The organism is Streptomyces griseus (assembly GCF_001715295.1).
Lineage (GTDB): Bacteria > Actinomycetota > Actinomycetes > Streptomycetales > Streptomycetaceae > Streptomyces > Streptomyces griseus_G.
Genome location: NZ_MDKB01000002.1, coordinates 912,295 through 934,587, shown reverse-complemented (window position 1 = coordinate 934,587; position 22,293 = coordinate 912,295). Strand labels below are relative to the sequence as shown.

The following is a 22,293-nucleotide window of genomic DNA, read 5'->3' as shown; positions in this document are numbered from 1 at the left end:
TTACAGCACTCACCGAAATGGGTGATCGGCCACCACGGAGGCACGGCGCCTCGGTTTTCCGGGCCCGGAGGGGTACGCGTACGGCATGGACTGGCTCACAAAACTCCCCGTCATCGGGCCGCCCCTCGCACGGCTGATGGAGACGCACGCCTGGCGCTCCTACGAGACCCTGGAACGGGCCCACTGGGCCAGGCTCGCCGCGGCGATCACGTTCCTCAGCTTCCTGGCGCTGTTCCCGCTCATCGCGGTCGGGGCGGCGATCGGTGCCGCCCTGCTCTCCGACGGCCAGTTGCGGGCGATCGAGGACAAGCTCGCCCAGCAGGTCCCGGGGATCTCCGACCAGCTCGGCATGGACAACCTGGTGGCCCACGCGGGCACGGTCGGTCTGGTCGCCGGTGCTCTGCTGCTCTTCACCGGTATCGGCTGGATCGGCTCGATGCGGGAGTGCCTGCGGGCCGTCTGGGGGAAGGACGACGCCGACGACGGCAATCCGGTGGTCCGCAAGCTCAAGGACGCCGGGCTGCTGGTCGGGCTCGGCGGCGCGGCACTCGTGACGCTCGGCGCGTCCACCGCCGGTTCCACCGCCGTCGGCTGGACCGCCGATCTGCTCGGCGTCCCCGAGCACGGCGTGGGCGGTGTGCTGCTCCAGGTGGCCGCCCTCGCCGTGGCCGTGTTCGCCGACTTCCTCCTGCTCCTCTACCTGCTCACCCTGCTGCCCGGGGTGGAGCCGCCGCGGCGGCGCCTGATGGTCGCGGCACTCCTGGGCGCCGTCGGCTTCGAGCTCCTGAAGCTCCTGCTGGGCAGCTACATGAGCGGCGTCGCCTCCAAGAGCATGTACGGCGCCTTCGGCGTCCCGGTCGCGCTGCTCCTGTGGATCAACTTCAGCGCGAAGCTGCTGCTGTTCTGCGCGGCCTGGACGGCGACGCCCAGCAGGACGAGCGGGGAGGGGACCGTCACCGGCGCGGCAGACGGCGCACCAGGTCCGGCAGCGGCCAGCGCCGGTTGACCAGGAACACCCCGCCGGCCAGGACCACGAGCAGCCCCCCGACCACCGACAGCGCGATGCCGATCCCGCCGGATCCGGTGGCGACGGGGGCCGCGGCGACCTTGGTGGCCCCCGCCCCGGCCGACTCCTCCCCGGTGGGCTGGGCACCCTTGCCGGTGCCGGGACCGATCTCGGCCGACTTCGGCGGCACCAGCTCGCCGACCGGCGCCACCTTGCCGCTCGCCGCGAAGCCCCAGTCCAGCAGGCCGGCCGCTTCCTTGTAGACGGCGTGGCTCACCTCGGACGACGGGTTCATGACGGTGACGAGCAGCACCTTGCCGTTGCGCTCGGCGACCCCGGTGAAGGTGTTGCCCGCATGGGTGGTGTAGCCGTTCTTGACCCCGGCGATGCCCCGGTAGGGATCCACCCCGATGTCCCCGGTGATCAGGCGGTTGGTGTTCTGGATCTCGAAGCTCTCGCGCTTCTTCCCCTTCTTCTGCTCGCCGGGGAACTCCGCGCTGGCCGTGGCGCAGTACTCACGGAAGTCCGCCTTCTGCAGCCCGCTGCGGGCGAAGAGGGTCAGGTCGTAGGCGCTGGAGACCTGCCCGGGGGCGTCGTAGCCGTCGGGGGAGACGACGTGGGTGTCGAGCGCCTGCAGTTCGTCGGCGTGGCGCTGCATGGCCGCGACCGTCGCGTCGACCCCGCCGTACATCGACGACAGGACGTGCACCGCGTCGTTGCCGGAGCGGAGGAACACCCCGAGCCACAGGTCGTGGACGGTGTAGGCGTGGTCCTCCTTGAGGCCCACCAGGCTGCTCCCCTCGCCGATCCCGGCGAGCTCCTGCTCGGTCACCGTGTGGGTCATGCTCTTCGGCTGCAGGGCGGGCAGGACCGTGTCGGCGAAGAGCATCTTCAGCGTGGAGGCCGGGGGCAGCCGCCAGTGGGCGTTGTGCGCGGCCAGGACCTGGCCGTTCTCCGCGTCCGCGACGATCCACGACCGGGCGGTGAGGTCCTTCGGCAGGACCGGAGCGCCGGGGCCCAGAGTCACCTGGGTACCCATCTCGCCCAGGCGCTTGCCGCCCACGGTCGACATCGGGCCGGTCGGCTTCGGCTGGGTGTCGTCGGTCGTGTCCTTGTCGGCCGCCACCCCGGGACTGATGACACTTACGGACAACAATGCGGCAGAGAGGACCGTCATCACGGTCTTTTTCAGAGCAGGCACGGTCGGAAACGTACAGGGCGTTGTCGGGGAGAGGAGTACGGACGACCTGACCCGCCGTGCGTACCGCCGGTACGGCCCACCCCGCGCGGTCCGCCCCGGGGGCGGCGGCGATACTGATTCCATGAAGCTCAGCCGCCCCGTTTCCTGGTTCCTGCTCGCCTTCGGGGTGTGGAGCTGGTTCATCTGGGTCACTTTCGTCAAGAACCTCTGGAAGGACGGCAGCGGGCTCGCCTTCGACGACGCCGGCGACCCGACCGCGTACTTCTGGGTCCATCTGCTGCTCGCCGTCACGTCGTTTCTTCTGGGGACGGCCGTCGGAGTCATCGGGTTCCGTGGCGTCAGGGCTTTGCGGCGCCAGGATCTTCCGTCCGGGTCATGACGGCTCGGGGGACGGGGGCCCGCGAGCCCCGCGTGAACCGTGCGGAAGGCTTGGGCGCGTGACACATCAGGCCGGCGCGTGAGCGGGCGGCACAGGTACCGGAAGGCGGGGGAACGTACGTGGTCGTGGTGTTCGTGGGGGTGGCGGTCGCGGTTCTCGCGCTGCTCGTCGGTGTGCACCGTTACGTGTGGCGCAGGCTGATCGGGGACACGACGGCGCCGGGAGGCCCGGCGCGCCGAGCGGGTACGGCCGCCGCGTTCGTCCTGCCGCTCCTGAGCCTCGGCGCCCTGGTGTCGGGCCGTGCGGGCTTCCCGTTCGTGGTGCAGCAGGTGCTGGCCTGGCCCGGGTTCCTGTGGCTGGCCGCGCTCCTCTACCTGACTCTGGCCCTGCTCGTCGGCGAGGCCGTACGCCCCGTGCTGCGCCGTCTGACGGCCCGCCGGGCGGGCGCTGCGGCCGGACCCGTGACGGACGGCGCGGAGGCGGAGGCGGAGGCGGTCACGGGGAGCCCCGCGGACACCGGGGCGCCCACGCGTGCGGAGAGGACCGCGGGCGCCGCCGACGGCATGGCCGGCGCCACCGGTACGTCCACGGAGACCTCGCCCCGCACGGCGGCGCCCGAAGCCCCGGCGGCGCCCGAAGCCCCTTCGGTCGCCGATCCCTCGCGGCGGCTGTTCGTCGCGCGCGCGGTCGGTGGCGCCGCCGCCCTCGCCGGGCTCGGCACCGTCGGGTACGGCACGTACGGAGTGCTGCGCGGACCCCGGACCGAGCGGATCACCGTGCCGCTCGCGAAACTCCCGCGCTCCGCGCACGGTTTCCGGATCGCCGTCGTCAGTGACATCCACCTCGGCCCCGTCCTGGGCCGGGCGCACACCCGGCGGATCGTCGACTCGATCAACGCGGCACAGCCCGACCTGGTCGCCGTCGTCGGCGACCTCGTCGACGGATCCGTGGCCGACCTCGGTTCCGCCGCCGAACCGCTCGCCGGGCTGGAGGCACGGCACGGCAGCTACTTCGTCACCGGCAACCACGAGTACTTCTCCGGTGCGGCCCAATGGGTCGACCACGTACGTGAGCTGGGGCTGCGCCCCCTGGAGAACGCCCGGGTCGAGATCGCCGGGTTCGACCTCGCGGGGGTCAACGACGTCGCGGGTGAGAGCGAGGGCCAGGGCCCCGACTTCGGGCGTGCGCTCGGCGACCGGGACCGGGACCGCGCCTCCGTCCTCCTCGCGCACCAGCCCGTCGTCATCGACGACGCGGTCGCGTACGGGGTGGACCTGCAGCTCTCCGGCCACACGCACGGCGGACAGCTCTGGCCCGGCAATCTGCTGGCCGGACTGGCCAATCCCACGGTCGCGGGGCTCGAGCGCTACGGCGACACCCAGCTCTACGTGTCGCGCGGCGCGGGCGCCTGGGGCCCGCCCGTGCGGGTGGGGGCGCCCTCGGACATCACCATCGTGGAACTCGCCTCCCGTCAGGCCTGAACGGACCGCGCGCCCGCTCAACTGCCCGCATGGCCACGGGAGTCACGCGTCACGGCCCCCCGGCGGAAGAATCGCCCGCCGGGGGGCCGTTCCGCCGCCGATTCGCGTTCTGCCGGTGCCGTTTATCGAACAAGTTGCTGCGAGTGCCCCATTTGCTCTTCCAGGTGTGAATATCGTGTGATTAAGTGAGGTGAACATGCGGCGGTGTGCGTTCTGAGCACACGGGCCGAGGTGGGGCTGGTAAGGGAGAGCACGGCACATGCGGTCGGTCCGGGTACGGATTCTCGCGATTTTCGCGGTTCTGGTCATCGCAGGCGTCGGTGCCTGGCAACTTCTCCCCTCGGAAGAGGAGAACACCACCCCGGTCACCGTCGGGACGTCGGACGAGGTCACGTCCCTCGACCCGGCCGGCGCGTACGACGCCGGTTCCTGGGCGATCTACAGCAACCTCTACCAGTCCCTCCTGACGTTCAGGTCCGGGGCGATCGTGCCGGAACCGGACGCGGCCGAGCGCTGCGACTTCGTGGGTCAGAAGCTCCAGACCTACCGGTGCACGCTGCGGGACGACCTGACCTTCTCCAACGGGACCAAGATCACGGCCGGGGACGTCAAGTACTCCTTCGAGCGCATGCTCAGGATCAAGGCGGACGCCGGGCCCTCGGTGCTCTTCCCGAGCCTCGACACCATCGTGACCGAGGGCCGCACCATCACGTTCAACCTCGCGTCCCGGGACGCGACCTTCCCGCAGAAGCTCGCCACGGGGGCCGGATCCATCGTCGATCCCGCCCGGTACCCGAAGGACAAGCTGCGCACCGGCGACCAGGTCGACGGTTCGGGCCCGTACCTCCTGAAGGCGTACGAGCCCGGCGTCCGGGCGGAACTCGTGCCCAACACGGCGTACAAGGGCGCGATCACGAAGACGGGCGGGGCGGTGGACATCCGCTACTTCGACGGTTCCGACGAACTGCAGAGGGCCTGGGAGGCCGGAGACGTCGACGTCACGCACCGTCAGCTGCCCGCGGACAAGCTGGCCGGACTCGACCCGGCAGACACCGAGCAGCGCGTCACCGAGGCGGAGAGTGCCGAGATCCGCAACCTCGTCTTCAACGTCCGCGCGGACTCCGCCCTCTCCGACAACAGGGTCCGCCAGGCCATCGCCTGGATCATCGACCGGGGGCCGCTGGTCTCCGATGTCTACCGGAGCACCGTCGCCCCGCTCTACTCGCTGATCCCGCAGGGCTACATCGGCCACAGCACCCCCTTCTTCGACGCCTACCCGCAGCCCGACCCGAAGAAGGCCAGGAAGCTGATGGAGGAGGCCGGTGTGGACATCCCGCTGCACATCACCTTCGGCCACCGCGACGACGACGCCAACAAGGACGAGACGGCCGAGCTGATCCGTCAGCTGGAGAAGGACGGGCTGTTCCAGGTCACCGACAAGGCCGTGGAGTGGCAGGCCTTCCAGAAGGGCTACGCGGCCGGGAAGTACGACGCGTACACGGTCGGCTGGCTGCCCGACTACCCCGACTCCGACACCTTCAGCCAGCCGCTGGTCGGCCGCGACAGCAGCCTCCACAACGGCTACGCCAGCAGGAGGATGGACGCCCTGATCTCGGCGACGCAGCAGTACGGCGACCGCAGCCGGACCTCGGCCGACTTCAAGGAGCTGCAGGAGCTGGTGGGTGAGGACGTACCGCTCGTCCCGCTGTGGCAGAAGAAGGACTACGTCGTCAGCAAGGCGGCCGTGTCAGGGTCCCAGTACCTCTCCGACGGCACCGGCCTCTGGCGGCTGTGGGAACTCAGCTGGATCTGACGGCAGCCGTACCCCGGCGGCAGGCCCCGTGGGCCGGCCCGTCGGGGTACGGATCCCCGTCAGCCGGGTCCTGCACCGGCTGACGGGCGTGCGGCGGCCCCGGGCATGAACTCCAGCAGGACGGCGTGGATCTGCCGGACCAGAGGGCGCAGCACCCGGAACCGGGACAGCGCGATCGCCCGCGCGGCCAGCGGCGCCGTGCGCTCGACGAGCCGTCTGCTGCGCTCGGCGCCCTCGGACCGGTCGTGGACCCAGAAGAGCACCAGGCCCATCTGCATCAGCCACATCAACTGCGGCAGTATGTGCTCGAGTTCAGGGTCGGGGCGGGTGGAGGCGCCGGCCAGGCACCGCCGGTGGATCGAGATCGCGGCCTCCCGCGCGGCGACCGACTCCTGCGAGAACGGGGAGAGCGGGCTGTCCGGGTCGGCGGCGTTCTTGAAGAACTGGGCCCCGAACCGGTGGTAGGGAGCGGCCACGTCCAGCCAGCCGAGCAGCACCCCGCGGATCCGTACGGTGAGGTCCGGGTCGCCGGCGAGGACCGGCAGGACGGCCGCCTCGTGCTCGGCGGCGATCCGGTCGTAGAAGCCCTGGACCAGGTGTTCCTTCGAGGCGAAGTAGTAGTACGCGTTCCCGACGGAGACCCCGGCCTCCTGGGCGATGGCCCGCATCGTCGTCCGGTCGTAGCCCCGCTCCGCGAAGAGCCGCAGCGCGGTCCGCAGGATCAGGGTCCGGGTCTGCTCGCTCTTCGGCGCCTTGGCCGACCGGCCGTCGCCGGCGGGCCGCGCCTCGTCCGGACCCGCGGGGCTGTTCTCGTCCTTCACCACAGGCCCCAGGCTATCCGGGGGATCCGCCCGCCGGACCCGGCGCCCGGCGGCGGAAGGGCCGGACAGGGCTCAGGCGCTCATCGAACGGGCGGTGTTCACCTGCGCCATGACCATCTGGAAGGTCTCCGGACCCGTCGCCGGGATCATCGTCGAGTGGTGCCGGCCGCCGCTGGTGACCGTGACCTGGACGAACCCCGTCGTCCTCTTCTCCTTCATCAGCAGGAAGAGCAGCCCGATCAGGCAGAACAGCGCGAAGACGACGGCCAGCACGATGCCCACGGTCGGGATCTTCTCCTCGGTGCGCGACATGTCGGTCGCCGTCCACACCGCACCCTTGAGAGGCATCGTCCCCGAGGGCGTCACGATGCCGTCGTTCATGACGGTGATGTCACCGAACGAGAGCATCGGTACGCCACCGGGCCGGCCCGCGGGCTGGATCGGCCCGCCGCCCGGGTAGCCGTACCCGGGACCGGGCTGGGTGGCGGACTCCGGGATCGGCTGCGGGTAGCCGTACGCGGGAGCGGCACCCTGCGCCGGGTAGCCGTAGGCCTGGCCGTCCGGCATCGTGGGCGGGTTGCCCGGCGGCTGGGGCGGGCCCCACTTGTACGAGTCGTCCGCGTACGGACTCGGATCGCTCACGACGTTCCCCGTTCTCCCTCGAGCCTTGTGCCCCCGTGCCGTGCTGCGCCGGGAGAGGCGAGCCGGCGACCGGCTCCGCATGACCGTACCGTCCCGGCCCGCCCGACGCACCAAGAGGCCCCGCCTTCCGCACGGTCGGTGCGCAGGACGGGGCCTGTCGGGTAACCCGCGGGTCAGAAGCGGCGGGTGATGAGCGCGCGCTTCACTTCCTGGATCGCCTTGGTGACCTCGATGCCACGGGGGCAGGCGTCCGTGCAGTTGAACGTCGTGCGGCAACGCCACACACCGTCACGGTCGTTGAGAATCTCCAGGCGCTGCTCGCCGCCCTCGTCACGCGAGTCGAAGATGAACCGGTGCGCGTTGACGATGGCCGCCGGGCCGAAGTACTGGCCGTCGTTCCAGAACACCGGGCACGAGGACGTGCACGCGGCGCACAGGATGCACTTGGTGGTGTCGTCGAAGCGCTCACGGTCCTCGGGGGACTGCAGGCGCTCACGCGTCGGCTCGTTGCCCTTGGTGATCAGGAAGGGCATGACGTCGCGGTACGCCTGGAAGAACGGGTCCATGTCGACCACGAGGTCCTTGAGGACCGTGAGGCCCTTGATGGCCTCGATCGTGATCGGCTTCTCCGGGTTGATGTCCTTGATCAGCGTCTTGCAGGCGAGCCTGTTCTTGCCGTTGATCCGCATCGCGTCGGAGCCGCAGATGCCGTGCGCGCAGGAGCGGCGGAACGTCAGGGTGCCGTCGAGCTCCCACTTGATCTTGTGAAGGGCGTCGAGGACACGCTCCTTCGGGTCGATCAGGATCTCGAAGTCCTGCCACTGGGCCTCGTCGGAGACCTCGGGGTTGAACCGGCGGATCCGGAACGTGGCCGTGATGTAGGGGGAGTCGGCGAAGCCCGCCTCGGCCTTGTCGGTCTTGTCCAGGGTCGGGGTAGCCATCAGTACTTACGCTCCATCGGCTGGTAGCGGGTCGTGACGACCGGCTTGTAGTCGAGCCGGATCGACTCGGTGCCGTCGTCCGCGACCTCGCGGTACGCCATGGTGTGGCGCATGAAGTTGACGTCGTCGCGGTTCGGGTAGTCCTCGCGGTAGTGACCGCCGCGGGACTCCTTGCGGGCCAGCGCGGAGGTCGCCATGACCTCGGCCAGGTCGAGCAGGTTGCCCAGCTCGATGGCCTCCAGCAGGTCGGTGTTGAACCGCTTGCCCTTGTCCTGGATGGACACGTCGAGATAGCGCTTGCGCAGCTCGGCGATCTTCTCGACCGCCGTCTTGATGGTCTGCTCGGTGCGGAACACCATCACGTTGGCGTCCATGCACTCCTGCAGCTCCGTGCGGAGTGTGTGCACCCGCTCGGTGCCCGTCGAGTTGCGCAGCCGCTCGACCTGCTCCTGGACCATCTGCGCCGGGTTCTCGGGAAGCTCGACGTAGTCGTTCTTCGCGGAGTACTCGGCGGCGGCGATGCCCGACCGGCGTCCGAAGACGTTGATGTCGAGCAGCGAGTTGGTGCCCAGGCGGTTGGCGCCGTGCACGGAGACACAGGCGACCTCGCCGGCGGCGTACAGGCCCGGGACGACGGTGGTGTTGTCGGCCAGCACCTCGCCCTCGACGTTGGTCGGGATGCCGCCCATGGCGTAGTGCGCGGTCGGCTGGATCGGGATCGGGTCCGTGTAGGGCTCGATGCCGAGGTACGTGCGCGCGAACTCCGTGATGTCCGGGAGCTTCGCGTCCAGCTGCTCCGGCGGGAGGTGCGTGAGGTCGAGGTAGACGTGGTCGCCCTCGGGTCCGCAGCCGCGGCCCTCACGGATCTCCGTGTAGATGGAGCGGGAGACGACGTCACGGGACGCGAGGTCCTTCATGACCGGCGCGTACTTCTCCATGAAGCGCTCGCCGTCCTTGTTGCGGAGGATGCCGCCCTCACCGCGGGCGCCCTCCGTCAGCAGGATGCCCATGCGCCAGATGCCCGTCGGGTGGAACTGGAAGAACTCCATGTCCTCCAGCGGCAGACCCCGGCGGTAGCAGGCGGCCTGACCGTCACCGGTCAGGGTGTGCGCGTTCGACGTCACCTTGAAGAACTTGCCGGTGCCGCCCGAGGCGTAGATGACCGCCTTCGCCTGGAAGACGTGGATCTCGCCGGTGGCCAGCTCGTAGGCGACGACGCCGGCGGACTTCTTGACGCCGTTCTCCTCGACGACCAGCTGGTCCAGGACGTAGAACTCGTTGAAGAATTCCACGCCCTCCTTGACGCAGTTCTGGTACAGCGTCTGGAGGATCATGTGGCCGGTGCGGTCGCCCGAGTAGCAGGCGCGGCGGACCGGGGCCTCGCCGTGGTTGCGGGAGTGACCGCCGAACCGTCGCTGGTCGATCTTGCCCTCGGGCGTACGGCCGAACGGCAGGCCCATCTTCTCCAGGTCGAGGACGGCGTCGATGGCCTCCTTCGCCAGGATCTCGGCGGCGTCCTGGTCGACCAGGTAGTCGCCGCCCTTGATCGTGTCGAAGGTGTGCCACTCCCAGTTGTCCTCCTCCACGTTGGCCAGCGCGGCGGCCATGCCGCCCTGCGCGGCGCCCGTGTGGGAGCGGGTGGGGTAGAGCTTCGTCAGCACGGCGGTGCGGCTGCGCTTGGTCGACTCGATGGCCGCGCGCATGCCGGCCCCGCCGGCCCCGACGATGACGGTGTCGTACTTGTGGATCTGCATGGTTTCCTCTGGTCCCTCTGTCCCGGCGCCTAGCGGATGTTCGGGTCGAAGGTGAAGATCACCAGCGTGCCCAGCAGGACGGTGAACACCGTGGCGGTGTACAGGAGCATCTTCAGCCAGAAGCGGGTGTTGTCCCGTTCGGCGTAGTCGTTGATGACCGTACGGAGGCCGTTCGCGCCGTGGAGCATGGCGAGCCACAGCATCGCCAGGTCCCAGACCTGCCAGAACGGCGAGGCCCAGCGGCCCGCCACGAAGGCGAAGCCGATCTTGGAGACGCCGCCGTCCAGTACGAGCTGGATCAGCAGGTGGCCGATGACGAGAACGACCAGCACGATGCCCGACAGGCGCATGAAGAGCCAGGCGTACATCTCGAAGTTCGTGCGCGAGCCCTTGGGGGTCTTGCCCGTGCGCTTGCGCGGGGGCTCGATCACCGGGGCGGGGTGGTCGACGTCGTACAGGCTCACGCCTTCGACGTCCCCGATCGCGGACGTGGGTGTCTCGGTGGACATCGGCCTCAGCTCCCGAAGACTTCGCGTACGGCGTGACCGAGGACGGGGTACAGGGCCCCGGCCATCAGCACGATCCAGATGCCCATGACGGTCCACAGCATCTGCTTCTGGTAACGGGCGCCCTTGGACCAGAAGTCCACGGCGACGATGCGGAGACCGTTCAGCGCGTGGAAGAGGATCGCGGCCACCAGGCCGTACTCGAGCAGCGCCACGAGCGGGGTCTTGTAGGTGGCCACGACGTCGTCGTACGCCTCGGGGGAGACACGCACGAGAGCGGTGTCCAGGACGTGTACGAACAGGAAGAAGAAAATGAGGACACCGGTGACTCGATGAGCCACCCAGGACCACATGCCTTCCCGGCCGCGGTACAGCGTTCCAGCCGGCACGGAAGAACCCTCCGGGAGCGGGGATTGGGGCCGGCCGGCTTGACTGTCGGTCTGACCCGGCCGGGTACGGTCCACCGGCCCCGGCCATCGTAGCGACGCTTTGTCGGTTCCATGGCGGCGGGGCCTCTGGTGTGATCAATGTGGCAATCAAAGAGGCACGGACGGGCTATCGCGGACCATATGCCACGGGTCGGAACGGGCTGTGGTCCCGGCCCGCCGCCGCCACCAGTTCCGTGAGGCGGGCCCGGGCGAGTCGCCGGGTCTCCTCCGCCGTGAGCGCCCGCTCCTCGTCCGGGTCGTGCGCGAGCCGGGTGCGGATGGCCGCCAGCACCTGGTCCACGTGCTGGGAGGGCGGCAGGCCGTCCAGGCAGATCACGAAGACGTGGCCGAAGCGGCTCTCGTAGGCGGCGTGCGCGGCCCGGAGCGCCAGATGGGCGGCGCGGGGCGCGGCGTGGTGCAGGCAGGTGGCGCTCTCCGCGGCGAGCGCCTCGGCGATGTCGGCGGGTGCGAGGTCGTACCCCGCCTCGTCGGAGGCGGCGAGCAGGGAGCCGAGGTCCGGGTACGGGCGGTGGGCCGCCATCCGCAGCGCCCAGCGCCGGCTGCCGCAGCACTCCAGCAGGGCCGCCTCGGCGAACTCTTCCGGCCAGGCGTTGAAGCGGTCGAGTCCGCTCGAGTAGGCGTTTACGCGTCCGCTCCCCGACACTGATTGCGGAACCCGGTGCTCCGCCGGGATCTCCTCCGGGACCTGTGCGGGTCCGCGGCTCTGGACGGGAAGGGCCGGGCGCCCGGCCGGCCGCGGTCGCTCCGGCAGGCCGGCGTGGGGCTCGCTGGACCTGGACAGCGGAAACTCCTCGAAATCGATGACGGCTGTGCCCGGGGAGACGGGCCGTGGAGCGGCGAGGTTGCTCGGGACAGGAGTGAAGGCCGAGACGAATGTGCCGTAACGCTAACGAGACCGGGCGACAAGCGCCCGAATCGTGCGCGAAATTCACCCGTACGGGAGAGTTTCGGAACGCCTGATGGACGAACCAATGGGAAGATTGCCCGACTTTCTCCCTATCTTTGATCTCTTTCTCCCTCGATCCGGAGGATTCTGACCGATGTCGCCCTCACGTGGAGCCCTGGTGGCCGGCGCGGCCGTCACGGCGGTAGCCGCCGTCACCCTCACCGTTGTCGTCTGGCCCGACGGATCCGGTTCGGGGCCCCGGAACGGCGCGGCCTCCTCGTCGTCCGCCTCCGCCTCGCCGTCACCCACCCGGAGCTACCCGCTCTCCACGGCGCCGCGGACGATACCGGCCGTCCGCGAGCACACTCCCGCGCGCGGCCCCGGCTGGAAGCCGTCCGGTGACAGCGGCGTCGTCGCCGCCGACCCCCAGCTCACCGACGAGGCGCAGCTGCTGGCCAAGGAGCTGAAGATCCGCTACCGGGGCGAGACCGCGGCGCGGGCGGGCGACGTCGAACTCGCGCTCGGGACCCCCGGGCGGGGTGCTCCGGAGTCGTACACCCTGAAGGCCGAGGGCGGCCGGGTCACGATCAGCGGCCCCGACGAGGCGGGCGTCTTCTACGGGACCCGCACCCTCAGGCAGTCGCTCAACGCCGACGGCACCATGCCCGAGGGCGTGGTGCGGGACGCCCCCGACCGTCCCCAGCGCGGGCTCAACCTCGACATCGCGCGCAAGCACTACTCCGCCGCCTGGATCGAGGACCGGCTGCGGGAGATGGCCGACCTCAAGCTCAACCAGCTCGGCCTGCACTTCTCCGACGACCAGGCCTTCCGCATCGAGTCAGACTCCCATCCGGAGGTCGTCTCCGCGGAGCACCTCACCAAGGCCGAGGTCCGCCGGATCCTGAAGCTCGCCGCGAGCCTCCACATCACGGTGGTGGGCGAGATCGACTCGCCCGGGCACCTGGGCGCCGTCCTGCGGGCCCACCCCGATCTCCAGCTGCGCAACACCCAGGGCACGCCCCGGCAGGGCGCCATCGACATCTCGAAGCCCGAAGCGGCCCGGATCGTCGACGACCTGCTGCGCGAGTACACCGAGCTCTTCCCGGGGCGGTGGTTCCACGTCGGCGCGGACGAGTACCAGGCGCTCACCGTCAGCAGTCCGCAGGCCTCCTACCCGCAGCTGGCCGCCGCCGCCCGCGAGAAGTACGGGAGCGGTGCCACGGTCCAGGACCTGGCGGAGGGCTGGCTGAACGACCGGGCGGCGGTCGTCCGCGACGCACGGAAGATCCCGAAGGCGTGGAACGACGGCTTCTTCACCGGCGGCACGGTCACCGCAGACCAGGGCATCGAGGTCGAGTACTGGACGGGCAAGGAGATCGGCGCCCGGCCGCCGCAGGAGTACCTGGCCGAGGGCCGCAAGGTGATCAACCTCAACGACGAGTACCTCTACTACGTGCTCGGCCAGCCCAACGACTTCGTCTACCCGACGGGGCAGCGGATCTACGAGCAGTGGACCCCGCTCGTCCTGCGCGGTACCCAGCCGGTGGCCGCGCGGTACTCGAAGCAGATCCTCGGCGGCCGGTTCGCGGTCTGGGGGGACTTCCCGAACGCGCAGACTCCGCAGCAGGTGGCCGACGGCATCCGCATGCCGCTCAACGCGATCTCCCAGAAGCTGTGGGATCCGCGGAAGCCGAAGCTCAGCTGGGCGCAGTTCACCCAGCTCGCCGACAGCACCGCGTCCTCCGGCTGAGCGGACGCCGGGTACGGCGTGCCGCGCGCCCCGGAGAGGGGCGCGCGGCAGAGCGCCGAGCTCAGCGAAGCGCCGGCGCGGGTGTGGCTGCGTGGTTCCGCGCGGCGGGGGTTGCGGCCCCTCCGCGGAGCGTCCGTCACCGCCACGTCCCCTTCCGGGACGTCCGCTCCAGGCTTTGCGGTAGGGCGGAAACCGGTCACAGTGTCCGTGGGCGGCCCCTGCCCGCCCTCCTGCCCGATGGGCGTCCGGAGCGTCCGCCGGGCGTGCATTTCCTGGCGTCACAGGGGTGCCCGGGGCATGGTGAGCTCGTCCAGGCGTCTTCCGTGACGTCTTCCATGGCCGCATGAGTGACGATTTTCGGCCATCTGGCGCAGTACGCGGTAACAGGAAGCGCAGCGTCCCGCTGTGTTCCGGCCGTGTCGGTCCCCGACGGAGCCGGCTTCCGGACCGAGGGGAGACGCCCATGAGCCTGCTGGAGCTGATCGCTCTTGCCGACGAGCGAGGGCTGGCCGCGAGCGGGCTCGCCTGTCTGGACCGCTGCCTGCCGCTGCTCACCGAGGGCGAGGCTCCGGAGCCGCTGCGCCCGCTCTGGGCGAGCTGCGAGGACGGCCGGCAGTGGGCAGACCGGCTGGTGGCCGTCCGGGAGGCGTTGGAGGGCGTGGACATCACGGACGGGCCGGCCGTCCAGGTCCGCGCGATGCTCGGAGCCGCGCCCTCCGACTTCGCCGCGGGACCGCTGCGGGGATGGGCCGACGCCTGCTCGTCCGTCGCGCTGGACATCCACCGGCAGTTCGACCTCCCGGGCGTGGGCGCGGCCGGGGACGGCGCCGCTCTGCTCAGCCGCTGCCGGGCGGGCGACGACGAGGGTGCCGGCCCGCTCGTCACGGGTGAACTGCGCCGCCAGATCCAGATCCTGGACATGCTCGCGGAGACCTCGGGCACGCCCGGCAGCGGGGCGGGCCTGCTCCGGGTGCTCGAACTGTCGACCGAGGGACGGCGCGTGCTGCGCGCGGTGATGGCACGCCGGACCCGCGGCAGGTCCTGAGCCCGGGCCGCGCGGTGCGGGACCGGAGCCCCCCGTGTCAGGGCGAGGGGCTCCGGCGCCTCGGGGTGTTCGGCAGGACGCGGGGGTGTACCGGCCGGGGCCGGTGGAGGACGGCCCGATGTACCCAGCGACGTCCCGGCCTCCGGTGTCACACGTGCCGGGCCGTCCGGCGGTGTCCGCAGGGTGCCGGGCGCGGGCGCGGCAGCGGCCTGTGACGTTTCCGCGCGTCCCGGCGCAGAGGGTAATAGGCCGTGCTGTGAACGGAGTTGGGGCGGACGCCGCAGGGTCGTACGACGGCACGGTGACGGTGCCGGACCAGGTTCTGAGTGGAGATGTGTGGGCAAGGCCGGGGAGCAGTGCCGCGGGCGTACGTACGACGCCGAGCTCACCGCTGTCGTCGAGCGCGCCCAGCAGGGGGACGAGGACGCCTTCGCCGCCGCCTACCGCATGGTGCACCCCGGCCTCCTCGTCTACGTACGCGGCCTCGTCGGTGAGGACGCCGAGGACGTGGCCTCCGACGCCTGGCTGGAGATCGCCCGGGACCTGGGACGTTTCCGTGGTGACGGTGCCGGGTTCCGCGGCTGGACCGCGATGATCGCCCGTCACCGCGCGCTCGACCACCTGAGGAAGCAGACGCGCCGGCCGCGTACCGGACTGCTGGAACAGGACGTGCTGCAACTGCCGGGCGGGCACGACACGGCCGCCGCGGCGCTGGAGACCCTCTCGACCGAGGCGGCGCTGGCGATGATCCGTACGCTGCCCCGGGAACAGGCCGAGGCCGTACTGCTGAGGGTGGTCGTCGGCCTCGACGGACCGGCGGCGGCACGCGTGCTCGGCAAGCGTTCGGGGGCGGTACGCACCTCGGCCTACCGCGGACTCAAGAGGCTGGCCGAGCAGTTGACCCCGGGCAGCGGACCGGGCGATGTGACGGACGACGTGCGCCGTACGCTGGGTGAGGAGCCATGACATACGCGTCTCAGCCGTCGGATCCGGAGAAGCTGCCGGACACACCCGCGTTGGCCGCGTTCCTGGCAGCCGCGCAGCGCGCCGGAACGGTCCGCCCCGAGGACGAGGAGCGGGCGCTCGAAGCGTTCCGGTCGGCGCGGGACGGCGGAGTGCACGCCGCCCGTACCCCCCTGCTCAGGAGGCGCAGGCGCGACGACTGGCGGCCCGCCTCCGCGCGGCGCGCACGCCCGGCCCGGATGCTGCTGGGCGGGTTCGTGATCGCGGCGACGCTCGGCGGGGTGGCGGTGGCCGCCAACTCGGGCGTCCTGCCGAGCCCGTTCGACCGGCCCGATCCGCGGGAGCCCGTACGTCCCGTCCACAGCGCTACGGCGACACCCGCCGCACCGGCCCGGGGCGCTGACGGCTCCGTGACGCCGCGCCCTCCCACGGCGGCTCCGGGAGCGGGGCAGCCCACCGGAGGTCCGTCCCGGGGGCCGGGCGACGGCGCGCTCTGCGAGGCGTACCGCAAGGCCGGGAACGGCGGGAAGGCCACCCACTCCACCGCGTTCGACCGGCTGGAATCGGCCGCGGGCGGACCCGCGGAGGTCCGCGCGTACTGTGACGCGCTGCTCGGACCGGCGTCCCAGGAGAAGAGGGGGGACGCGCAGCCCGGGGAGGGCAAGGCCCGCAACTCCGCGCGGCCGACACCGGGGAACGGCAAGGCGGACAGCAACGCGAGCAGCGGCTCGAACGGCGGGTCGAGCGGGAGCACCGACGCGAACGCCGGGTCGAACGGGAACGCCGGAAGTAACGCGAGCAGCGGCTCGAACGGTAACGCGAACGGCAACGCCGGCGGGAACAGGAGCGGCAACGCGAAGGGCGCGCCGAAGGGGGACAACTCCGCCCCCGGCTGATCCGCCGGCACCGGCGGAGGACTCCGGCGCCCGGTCCGCGCGTGGGCGGGGGAGCGACGACCGGGGCTGCCGCACCGGCCTGTTCGAGCCGTGGAGCCTCGATACGGGCAAGGGGGGCGGGACCGGACTCCCGGAGCCCCGACCCGTGCCGGACAGCCCGGACCGACGTCAGCGGCGTTCAGGCGCCGTGGGCGGGGAGCGACGTCCGACGTGCACCACCCGTGCCACCGGCTCGCCGCTGTCGGTCGGGTGGATCAGGCGGTGGGCGCCCATCCGCAGGCGGCGGCGGTCGGGCCGGGGGACGAGGGATGCGTTGGGAAGCCCGAGAGGGTCGGTCTCCGGTTCGGTCAGATCGGTCAGGACGCCGAGGGCGATGTCGCGCGGAGGAACGAGCCGCCCACGCAAGAGCGTGTCGCCGGTCGGGTCGTCCGCGGCGGCTTCTCCCCACGGGGCGAGGCCGGTCCTCTTCGCGTCGTCGGTCCGGGGTGCGCGCCGCCTCGGCCACGCGCTGGTCCCTCAAAAGATCGGTGCCCCCGCACACGCAGGCCTTGCCGGTCCGTGCCAGGCGGAGGAGGGGAGAGGGACGACGACCGGGGCCGCCACCCCCCACAGGAGAGGCCCCGGCCGTCTTCCACGGAGCCGCGGTGCGACCCCGTACTCATGTCAGCGCCACCGGTGCGTTTTCTGTCACACCGCGCTGCGTCAGGAGACGGTTGCGGGTTGTACAAGTCATGGACGCGGTACCGTCCGACCACGTAGCGTGCTGAGTCGCGCAGGGTGGCGCGGCAGCGATGACCAGCTGCGATACGGATCAGCGGGGCGGGTTGAGAGAGTGCTGGGGGACGACGCGGAGCTGACCGCCGCGGTGCTCGCGGCACAGGACGGGGACGAGGACGCCTTCCGGACTGTGTACCGCGCCGTGCACCCGCGGCTGCTGGGCTACATACGGACGCTGGTCGGGGAGCCCGACGCGGAGGACGTGGCGTCCGAGTCCTGGCTGCAGATAGCCCGTGACCTCGAGAAGTTCAGCGGGGACGCCGACCGGTTCCGCGGCTGGGCGGCCCGCATCGCGCGCAACCGCTCGCTCGACCACATACGGATGCGCGGCAGGCGCCCGGTGCCCGGCGGCGACGAGAGCGAACTCGTCGAGGAACCCGCCGCGTCCGACACGGCCGGCGAGGCGATGGAGTCCCTCGCCACCAGCCGCACCCTCTCCCTCATCGCCCAGCTGCCGCAGGACCAGGCCGAGGCCGTCGTCCTGCGCGTGGTCGTCGGGCTGGACGCGAAGAGCGCCGCCCGGACGCTGGGCAAGCGTCCCGGCGCGGTGCGCACGGCCGCACACCGCGGGCTGAAGCGGCTGGCGGAACTGCTCGGCGCCGAGCATCCTACGGAGGACGGGATTCCGGCAGGAGCGGCCGAGCTGGGCGCCGTGCCCGCCCAGCGCCCCGGCCGAGACGGTGGGGCGGCGCCCGCCGGTGTGACGCATTCGCGTCCGTGGACGCAGAAGGACATGTGATGGCCGACGAGCGGGACGAGTGGCTCGACGCGGACGCGGCGGAGTGCCTGCTCCGCGGTGAGTCCGTCGAACCCGTCGACGATCACGCCAGGAGCGGAAGCCGGCGGCTGGAGGCAGCGCTGCGCGGGGTGCGGACCCCGCGCCCCTCCGGTGCGGAACTCCCCGGCGAGGCGGCGGCCCTGGCCGCCTTCCGGGTGTACCGGGCCGGCGGGCGGGACGCCGTGAGCCCCGAAGCCCCGGCGGGCAGGCGCGACGCCCCGCAGGCCGTACGGATCGGCGCGACGCGTACGGCGCCCTCACGGCGCCCCCGCTGGACCCGCCCGGTGCGCTACGGCCTCGCGGTGTCGCTCGCAGGGTGCGCTCTCGGCGGTGTGGCGGTCGCCGGCGGTACGGGAATGCTGCCCGTGCCCTTCGGCGGCCACGACGGCCCGGCCCCGGCCGCCTCCGTCTCCGCGGCGGCCTCCCCGGAGGAACAGGGCGCCGACGCCTCCGCCCCCGCCGGGGCCTCGGCCCGCCCGTCCGGCCCGCCCGGTGTCTCCGACCCGCCCGGCGCCCGGTCGACGGACGGTCCGGCCGGTCCGGACGCCGAGGAGCCCGGGCCCGGCCACGACCCGGCCGGGCCGGGACAGGACACCGGCACCCCGGAAGCCGGCCCGGATCCCGACGGCTCCAGGGGCACCGGCGAGGAGCGCGGGCTGCCCGACGCCTCCGCGGGAGAGCGCGCCGCCGAGGCGTACGCGAAGTCGGTCCGGGCCTGCCGGGCCTACCGCGACGACGACCTGAGCCGTGCGGAGAAGCGCCGCCTGGCCGAACTGGCTCAGGGTGAAAGGAACCTGGAGCGCTTCTGCGACCGGGTCCTGGGCCGCGGCAGCGGGAGCGGGAGCGACGGTGCGGACAACGGCGGCGACGGGAACGGCTCCGGCGGCGCGGAAGGCGACAGCGGCGCGGACAGCGGCCGGGACGCCGGGGGGCCGCTCCCCTCGGTCTCCTTCCGCACATCTCCTCCACCGAGCGGCGCCGAACGCGGGGCGGACCCCGATGCGGACGCGGGGGCCACGTCCGGCGCGGAGCCGACACCACCACCCGTTCCGGTGATTCCCGCGCGCTGACCTGCGCATATGTGCCCTGCGGGGTGCTCGGTGGCCTCCTGGTGTGACGTTTCCCGGCGCCCAGGCGCAGTACAGAGTGAGCCGACTGGTCATCGGCCGCGCAACGAGCCGGGGTTCCCCCCGTACCTTCGGCTCAGCGCACCGGCGCGGACGGGACACGTTCCCCCGGTCCCGTCCGCGCCACCTCCCACCGGCGTCCGCCGACCGGACCCGCCGCCGGTGCCGTCCGGCCCGCTACCCGTGGACGACGACCTTGTCGCCGGTCCTCACCTCGGCGAAGAGCGAGGCGATCTTCCCCTCGTCCCGGACGTTCACACAGCCGTGCGAGGCGCCGTCGTAGCCGCGGGCAGCGAAGTCCGACGAGTAGTGCACCGCCTGTCCGCCGCTGAAGAACATGGCGTACGGCATGGGCGAGTCGTAGAGCGTCGACACGTGGTGGCGGGACTTCCAGTACACCGAGAAGGTGCCCTCGCGGGTGGGCGTGTACTGCGAGCCGAAGCGCACGTCCATCGACGACACGACCCGGCCGTCGATCATCCAGGACAGGGTGCGGCTGTTCTTGCTGATGCACAGGACCCGGCCCGTCAGGCAGCGCGGGTCGGGCGCCGCCGCCGGCTCCGCGGCCGGCGGGGTCAGCTCCCGGGGCGTCGGCTTCCGCGTCATCGCGAGCAGCCGCTCCCAGGTCACGGTGTCGGTCCCGCCCGTCCGGGCCAGGCCCCGCCTGCCCTGGAACGACCGCACCGACGCCACCGTGACGGTGCCGTAGTACCCGGTGGGGTCGCGGTCGAAGTGGCCGATCTGGCGCAGCCTGGCCTGGAGTTCCCGTACCCGCTCGCTCCGGTCCCCCGAGGACATCAGGGTCCGCGGCCGCGGCGCGGGCCGCGGGCCGGCCGCCCCCGTGGGGCGGGCGGAGGGTGACGTGGGCGCCGGTGGGGAGGGACTCGCCGTGCCGCCCGCCGGCTTCGCGTCGTCCGTGGGGCTCGCGGCCGTGACCGGAGCCCTCGGCGACGCGGGGGGCCCGGACGCCCCGACGCCCTCCGCGCGGCACCCGGCGGTGAGTACGGCGACCGCCAGCACGCCGGCCGCCGCTGCCGTCGCCGTGCGCGCTCCGCCCGTCCGGCTCGTCGCCCGTGCGTTCCGTACGCGTCTCATGCTCGCCCCCTGGCTCGCCCGCGACCGTCCCGGTGGTGACGCGGTCTCCCAGGAGACGGATTCCCGCCCCGCCCGGTTGCCCAATCCCGCGCACGAGGGGAGGCACGCGGCGGGCCCGCCGCGTGCGCGCCGTGCGCCATGCTGTGAGCAAGGTCCCAGCGAGCGGATCACCCCGGCCCGGCCGCCGCCGCTAGAGTCCGTCGCGAGGACGTGTTACCGATACGTAGCGTGAGCGGGAGGCACAGGACATGACGCGTGAGTCCGAATCGGGACTGCCCATCGAGCCGGTGTACGGGCCGGATGCCCTCGAGGGCTGGCGGCCCGAGGAGAAGCTGGGTGAGCCGGGTGCGTACCCCTTCACGCGCGGTGTCTACCCCACGATGTACACGGGCCGGCCGTGGACGATGCGCCAGTACGCCGGGTTCGGCACCGCCGCCGAGTCCAACGCCCGCTACCAGCAGCTGATCGCCAACGGCACGGCCGGCCTGTCGGTCGCCTTCGACCTGCCGACCCAGATGGGGCACGACTCCGACGCCCCGATCGCCTCCGGCGAGGTCGGCAAGGTCGGCGTGGCGATCGACTCGATCGACGACATGCGCGTCCTGTTCGGCGGCATCCCGCTGGACAAGGTCTCCACGTCCATGACCATCAACGCCCCCGCCTCGCTCCTCCTGCTGCTCTACCAGCTGGTCGCCGAGGAGCAGGGCGTGCCGGCGGACCGGCTGACGGGCACCATCCAGAACGACGTGCTCAAGGAGTACATCGCCCGGGGCACGTACATCTTCCCGCCGAAGCCCTCGCTGCGGCTGATCGCCGACATCTTCAAGTACTGCCGTGCCGAGATCCCGAAGTGGAACACCATCTCCATCTCCGGCTACCACATGGCCGAGGCGGGTGCCTCGCCCGCGCAGGAGATCGCCTTCACGCTGGCGGACGGCATCGAGTACGTCCGGACCGCCGTCGCCGCGGGCATGGACGTGGACGACTTCGCGCCGCGGCTCTCCTTCTTCTTCGTCGCCCGGACGACGATCCTGGAGGAGGTCGCCAAGTTCCGTGCCGCGCGCAGGATCTGGGCGAAGGTCATGAAGGAGGAGTTCGGCGCGAAGAACCCCAAGTCGCTGATGCTCCGCTTCCACACCCAGACCGCGGGCGTGCAGCTCACCGCCCAGCAGCCCGAGGTCAACCTCGTGCGCGTCGCCGTGCAGGGGCTGGGAGCGGTGCTCGGCGGCACCCAGTCGCTGCACACCAACTCCTTCGACGAGGCCATCGCCCTGCCCACCGACAAGTCCGCCCGCCTCGCCCTGCGCACCCAGCAGGTCCTGGCCTACGAGACGGACGTGACGGCGACGGTGGACCCGTTCGCCGGGTCGTACGTCGTGGAGAAGATGACCGACGACGTGGAAGCGGCCGCGCTGGAACTGATGCTCAAGGTCGAGGACATGGGTGGCGCGGTCGAGGCCATCGAACGCGGCTTCCAGAAGAACGAGATCGAGCGCAGCGCCTACCGCATCGCGCAGGAGACCGACAGCGGCGAGCGCGTCGTCGTCGGCGTCAACCGCTTCCGCCTCGACGAGGAGGAGCCGTACGAGCCGCTGCGCGTCGACCCGGCGATCGAGGCCCAGCAGGCCGCGCGCCTGGCGAAGCTGCGCGCCGAGCGGGACCAGGGCGCGGTGGACGCGGCACTGACGGAGCTGAAGAAGGCGGCGGAGGGCACGGACAACGTGCTCTACCCGATGAAGGACGCGCTCCGGGCACGGGCGACGGTGGGCGAGGTCTGCAACGCGCTGCGGGAGGTCTGGGGCGTGTACGTCCCGACGGACGCGTTCTGAGCGGCCGGACCACGCGCACGCGGGTTCGGGGGATGTCCTCGGCCGTGCCGGAGGCCGTCGGCCTGGAGAGGGAACTCTCCGTGGACCGGCTGCCGGACGGCGAAGAGGACTGATCCGCCGCATCCTGGACCACCTGGACGGAGTGTCGCACGCG

General features: G+C 71.8%; 20 protein-coding genes. 11 read left to right on the top strand and 9 right to left on the bottom strand.

All coding sequences use genetic code 11. The features are described from left to right. Positions 1–85: 85 nt before the first annotated feature. Entirely contained in the window at positions 86–1,006 is a 921-nt protein-coding gene (locus BA175_RS10675; protein WP_069171070.1) for a YihY/virulence factor BrkB family protein, read from the top strand. Here BA175_RS10675 and BA175_RS10670 read toward each other — a convergent pair. After that, positions 954–2,207 carry a D-alanyl-D-alanine carboxypeptidase family protein gene (locus BA175_RS10670; protein WP_069171069.1) on the bottom strand — a complete coding sequence of 418 codons (1,254 nt, stop codon included), beginning with the start codon at positions 2,205–2,207 and terminating at the stop codon, positions 954–956. The genes BA175_RS10675 and BA175_RS10670 overlap by 53 nt on opposite strands. Positions 2,208–2,328: 121 nt before the next feature. Between BA175_RS10670 and BA175_RS31720 the strand changes: the two genes are divergently transcribed. From BA175_RS31720 to BA175_RS10655, 3 genes are all read left to right on the top strand, one after another. Next, on the top strand, positions 2,329–2,586 hold the full coding sequence (locus BA175_RS31720) for an SCO4848 family membrane protein (RefSeq protein ID WP_069171068.1): 258 nt from the start codon (positions 2,329–2,331) through the stop codon (positions 2,584–2,586). Between the two features lie 119 nt (positions 2,587–2,705). Then, on the top strand, positions 2,706–4,067 hold the full coding sequence (locus BA175_RS10660; protein ID WP_069171067.1) for a metallophosphoesterase: 1,362 nt from the start codon (positions 2,706–2,708) through the stop codon (positions 4,065–4,067). 259 nt (positions 4,068–4,326) lie between these two features. Next, positions 4,327–5,880 carry an ABC transporter substrate-binding protein gene (locus tag BA175_RS10655; RefSeq protein ID WP_069171066.1) on the top strand — a complete coding sequence of 518 codons (1,554 nt, stop codon included), beginning with the start codon at positions 4,327–4,329 and terminating at the stop codon, positions 5,878–5,880. Positions 5,881–5,939: 59 nt separating this feature from the next. Here the strand turns inward: BA175_RS10655 and BA175_RS10650 are convergent, their stop codons facing one another. The 7 genes from BA175_RS10650 to BA175_RS10620 all read right to left on the bottom strand — a co-directional run bounded on the left by BA175_RS10650 (position 5,940) and on the right by BA175_RS10620 (position 11,666). After that, positions 5,940–6,704 (bottom strand): TetR family transcriptional regulator, encoded by a 765-nt coding sequence (locus tag BA175_RS10650; RefSeq protein WP_069171065.1) that lies wholly within the window; start codon positions 6,702–6,704, stop codon positions 5,940–5,942. 69 nt (positions 6,705–6,773) lie between these two features. Further along, complete coding sequence (locus BA175_RS10645) at positions 6,774–7,343, bottom strand: hypothetical protein (RefSeq protein ID WP_069171064.1); 570 nt, start codon at positions 7,341–7,343, stop codon at positions 6,774–6,776. Between the two features lie 173 nt (positions 7,344–7,516). Continuing rightward, positions 7,517–8,284 (bottom strand): succinate dehydrogenase iron-sulfur subunit, encoded by a 768-nt coding sequence (locus BA175_RS10640; RefSeq protein WP_069171063.1) that lies wholly within the window; start codon positions 8,282–8,284, stop codon positions 7,517–7,519. Further along, positions 8,284–10,038, bottom strand: coding sequence for a succinate dehydrogenase flavoprotein subunit (sdhA, locus tag BA175_RS10635; protein WP_069171062.1), 1,755 nt, complete (start codon positions 10,036–10,038; stop codon positions 8,284–8,286). The genes BA175_RS10640 and sdhA overlap by 1 nt, the downstream gene beginning before the upstream one ends. Before the next feature lie 29 nt (positions 10,039–10,067). Further along, the gene (locus tag BA175_RS10630; protein ID WP_069171061.1) at positions 10,068–10,547 is read right to left on the bottom strand and encodes a succinate dehydrogenase hydrophobic membrane anchor subunit; all 480 of its coding nucleotides are present in this window, start codon (positions 10,545–10,547) and stop codon (positions 10,068–10,070) included. A 5-nt stretch (positions 10,548–10,552) separates the two neighbouring features. Further along, positions 10,553–10,933, bottom strand: a complete 381-nt coding sequence (gene sdhC, locus BA175_RS10625; protein WP_079159494.1) for a succinate dehydrogenase, cytochrome b556 subunit — start codon at positions 10,931–10,933, stop codon at positions 10,553–10,555. Between the two features lie 166 nt (positions 10,934–11,099). Next, positions 11,100–11,666 carry a 2-oxo-4-hydroxy-4-carboxy-5-ureidoimidazoline decarboxylase gene (locus BA175_RS10620; RefSeq protein WP_069171059.1) on the bottom strand — a complete coding sequence of 189 codons (567 nt, stop codon included), beginning with the start codon at positions 11,664–11,666 and terminating at the stop codon, positions 11,100–11,102. A 367-nt stretch (positions 11,667–12,033) separates the two neighbouring features. On the opposite strand from BA175_RS10620, the gene BA175_RS10615 reads away from it, so the two are divergent. The 6 genes from BA175_RS10615 to BA175_RS10585 all read left to right on the top strand — a co-directional run bounded on the left by BA175_RS10615 (position 12,034) and on the right by BA175_RS10585 (position 19,158). After that, entirely contained in the window at positions 12,034–13,629 is a 1,596-nt protein-coding gene (locus BA175_RS10615) for a family 20 glycosylhydrolase (RefSeq protein WP_069171058.1), read from the top strand. A gap of 463 nt (positions 13,630–14,092) precedes the next feature. Beyond that, positions 14,093–14,674 carry a hypothetical protein gene (locus BA175_RS10610; protein ID WP_069171057.1) on the top strand — a complete coding sequence of 194 codons (582 nt, stop codon included), beginning with the start codon at positions 14,093–14,095 and terminating at the stop codon, positions 14,672–14,674. Between the two features lie 336 nt (positions 14,675–15,010). Next, complete coding sequence (locus BA175_RS10605) at positions 15,011–15,640, top strand: RNA polymerase sigma factor (protein WP_069171056.1); 630 nt, start codon at positions 15,011–15,013, stop codon at positions 15,638–15,640. Further along, on the top strand, positions 15,637–16,533 hold the full coding sequence (locus tag BA175_RS10600; protein ID WP_069171055.1) for a hypothetical protein: 897 nt from the start codon (positions 15,637–15,639) through the stop codon (positions 16,531–16,533). Before BA175_RS10605 ends, BA175_RS10600 begins: the two co-directional genes overlap by 4 nt. Positions 16,534–17,365: 832 nt before the next feature. Then, the gene (locus BA175_RS10590) at positions 17,366–18,049 is read left to right on the top strand and encodes an RNA polymerase sigma factor (RefSeq protein WP_069171053.1); all 684 of its coding nucleotides are present in this window, start codon (positions 17,366–17,368) and stop codon (positions 18,047–18,049) included. Further along, positions 18,049–19,158, top strand: coding sequence for a hypothetical protein (locus BA175_RS10585; protein WP_069171052.1), 1,110 nt, complete (start codon positions 18,049–18,051; stop codon positions 19,156–19,158). The genes BA175_RS10590 and BA175_RS10585 overlap by 1 nt, the downstream gene beginning before the upstream one ends. A gap of 234 nt (positions 19,159–19,392) precedes the next feature. On the opposite strand, the gene BA175_RS10580 is transcribed toward BA175_RS10585, so the two are convergent. After that, positions 19,393–20,310, bottom strand: coding sequence for a L,D-transpeptidase family protein (locus tag BA175_RS10580; RefSeq protein WP_069171051.1), 918 nt, complete (start codon positions 20,308–20,310; stop codon positions 19,393–19,395). Positions 20,311–20,558: 248 nt separating this feature from the next. Here BA175_RS10580 and BA175_RS10575 point away from each other — a divergent pair, with 248 nt between their 5' ends. Then, positions 20,559–22,139, top strand: coding sequence for an acyl-CoA mutase large subunit family protein (locus tag BA175_RS10575; RefSeq protein ID WP_069171050.1), 1,581 nt, complete (start codon positions 20,559–20,561; stop codon positions 22,137–22,139). Positions 22,140–22,293 lie beyond the last annotated feature (154 nt).

Coding starts and splice junctions, on each gene's coding strand:
- BA175_RS31720 (WP_069171068.1), top strand. CDS start 2,329: ATGAAGCTCAGCCGCCCCGTTTCCTGGTTCCTGCTCGCCTTCGGGGTG.
- BA175_RS10675 (WP_069171070.1), top strand. CDS start 86: ATGGACTGGCTCACAAAACTCCCCGTCATCGGGCCGCCCCTCGCACGG.
- BA175_RS10655 (WP_069171066.1), top strand. CDS start 4,327: ATGCGGTCGGTCCGGGTACGGATTCTCGCGATTTTCGCGGTTCTGGTC.
- sdhA (WP_069171062.1), bottom strand. CDS start 10,038: ATGCAGATCCACAAGTACGACACCGTCATCGTCGGGGCCGGCGGGGCC.
- BA175_RS10615 (WP_069171058.1), top strand. CDS start 12,034: ATGTCGCCCTCACGTGGAGCCCTGGTGGCCGGCGCGGCCGTCACGGCG.
- BA175_RS10640 (WP_069171063.1), bottom strand. CDS start 8,284: ATGGCTACCCCGACCCTGGACAAGACCGACAAGGCCGAGGCGGGCTTC.
- BA175_RS10630 (WP_069171061.1), bottom strand. CDS start 10,547: ATGTCCACCGAGACACCCACGTCCGCGATCGGGGACGTCGAAGGCGTG.
- BA175_RS10600 (WP_069171055.1), top strand. CDS start 15,637: ATGACATACGCGTCTCAGCCGTCGGATCCGGAGAAGCTGCCGGACACA.
- BA175_RS10585 (WP_069171052.1), top strand. CDS start 18,049: ATGGCCGACGAGCGGGACGAGTGGCTCGACGCGGACGCGGCGGAGTGC.
- BA175_RS10610 (WP_069171057.1), top strand. CDS start 14,093: ATGAGCCTGCTGGAGCTGATCGCTCTTGCCGACGAGCGAGGGCTGGCC.
- BA175_RS10575 (WP_069171050.1), top strand. CDS start 20,559: ATGACGCGTGAGTCCGAATCGGGACTGCCCATCGAGCCGGTGTACGGG.
- BA175_RS10580 (WP_069171051.1), bottom strand. CDS start 20,310: ATGAGACGCGTACGGAACGCACGGGCGACGAGCCGGACGGGCGGAGCG.